At 61.8% G+C, this 2,044-nt stretch carries 1 protein-coding gene; it reads right to left on the bottom strand.

What is annotated here, in order from left to right:
• Nucleotides 1-1,682 (bottom strand): proline--tRNA ligase (locus B3C64_RS07680; RefSeq protein WP_291534884.1); only part of this gene is annotated, 1,682 nt, incomplete at its 3' end.
• Nucleotides 1,683-2,044: the final 362 nt, after the last annotated feature.

Here is a 2,044-nt window from a genome sequence, read left to right as displayed (position 1 = left end):
AGCTCGGCGTCCTTGAACTTGACGCCCGGCGACACCTTCTTGCGGTCGTCGAAGATGACCTCGATGCCCTTGGCCTCAAGCTCGGCGACCAGCTTTTCAGCGGCCTCGAACGCCTCCGCCTTCTTGCCGGTGGCGACCACATGCACCTGTGCCGGAGCGATGACCGCCGGCCAAGCCAGGCCGCGCTCGTCATGGTGGGTTTCGGCGATGCACGCCATCACGCGGGAGACGCCGATGCCGTAGGATCCCATCCACACCGGGGCGGTCTTGCCGTTCTGGTCAAGCACCTTCAGTCCCAGCGCGTTGGAGTACTTCAGACCCAGCTGGAACACTTGTCCGATCTCCACACCGCGTTCGAAGCTCAGCGGGCCGGAACCGTCCGGGCTCATGTCGCCATGGCGAATCTCCACCGCCTCGACGGTGCCGTCGGCCTCGAAATCACGGCCGTACACGAGATCGTAGTAGTCGACCTCGTATTCGTCCGCGCCGGTGAACCATGCGGAACCACGGGCGACATGCGCGTCGATGAAGTAACGCAGCGCGTCGCCGGTCTCGGCCGCGTTCTCGGCCTTCTTGCCGCCACGCGCCTGCGGACCGAGCACCATCGGTCCGATGTATCCCTTGACGAGTTCGGGATGCTTCTTCAGATCCTCCTCGTTGGCCTCTTCGATCTCGGCCGGAGCGAACTGGGCCTCAAGACGCTTCATATCGACGGTGCGGTCGCCCGGAACGCCGACCACGACGAGTTCGCGCCACGGTTCGTCGTGGTCCTCATCCTGCGGATGCATGACGGCGATGACGACGTTCTTCAGAATGTCGGAGCCCTGCCAATCGCGGCCATCGGAACGCGGATGGTTGGCATTGGCGAATTCGACCATCTTGTTGATGGTGGCGGCGTCCGGGGTCGGGCGCTTCTCGGCGGCCGGAGTGTTGGAGAAGTCCACCGGTTCCGGTTCCGGAGTGTGCAAAGCCTCGACGTTCCAAGCCTTGCCGGACGGCGACTGGGCGAAGGTGTCCTCACCGATCGGCATCGGAGCGAGGAATTCCTCGGATTCGAAACCGCCCATCGGGCCGGCCATGGCATGCACCGGCACGTACTTGATGTCAAGACGGTTGAAGATGCGCTCGTAGGCGCCGCGCTCGTCCTGATACGCCTTGATCAGGCCTTCCTTGTCGAGCGCGAAGGAGTAGGAATCCTGCATGATGAACTCACGGCCGCGGATCAGGCCTGCGCGCGGACGGAATTCATCACGGTACTTGGTCTGAATCTGGTACAGGGTCAGCGGCAGGTCCTTGTACGAGGAGTACAGGTCCTTGACCAGCAGGGTGAACATCTCCTCATGGGTCGGCGCCAGCAGGTAGTCGGCGTCGTGACGGTCCTTGAGACGGAAGATGTTGTCGCCGTATTCCTCCCAACGGTGGGTGGCCTCATACGGCTCACGCGGAAGCAGGCCGGAGAAATGGACCTCCTGGGCGCCGATCGAAGCCAGTTCCTCGCGGATGATCGCCTCGATCTTGTTCAGAACATTCAGGCCCAGCGGCAGCCAGGTCCAGATGCCCGGAGCGGCCTTGCGCAGATAGCAGGCGCGCTGCAGCAGTTTGTCCGACTCGACGTCGGCATCGGCAGGGTTCTCGCGCAGAGTGCGCAGGAACATGGTAGACATACGAAGTGCTTTAGTCATATGCTCCAAATTACTCAGGCAAGCCGACTACCCGCGCGAGGAAACGCATCGTTCCTCGAAATCACGGCAAACACGCATGCATGAATCCTTCGTATCCGGGCAAGACACCCTGCGTGCGCCCGCCAAACCGGCCGCACGTCAATCCGATCGACAACGCATGCCAGAACGGCACGGCAAACAATGCCAATGGGGTCAGACACCAAACGACACGGAACCATCGGCACGACAGATGGCAGACGGTGTTACGAAGCATGAAACGAATCAGTGGCAAACGATGCCCAACGCGGATCAGATGCCGGGCGACACGGAACCAATCGGCACGACAGCCGATCATCGCGGAGCACGGGACCAATCAATATGAA

The sequence above is a fragment of the Bifidobacterium sp. UBA6881 genome, from assembly GCA_002451435.1.
Lineage (GTDB): Bacteria > Actinomycetota > Actinomycetes > Actinomycetales > Bifidobacteriaceae > Bifidobacterium.
The sequence above is the reverse complement of the archived record's forward strand: the minus strand, read 5'-3'. Positions and strand labels throughout refer to the sequence as shown.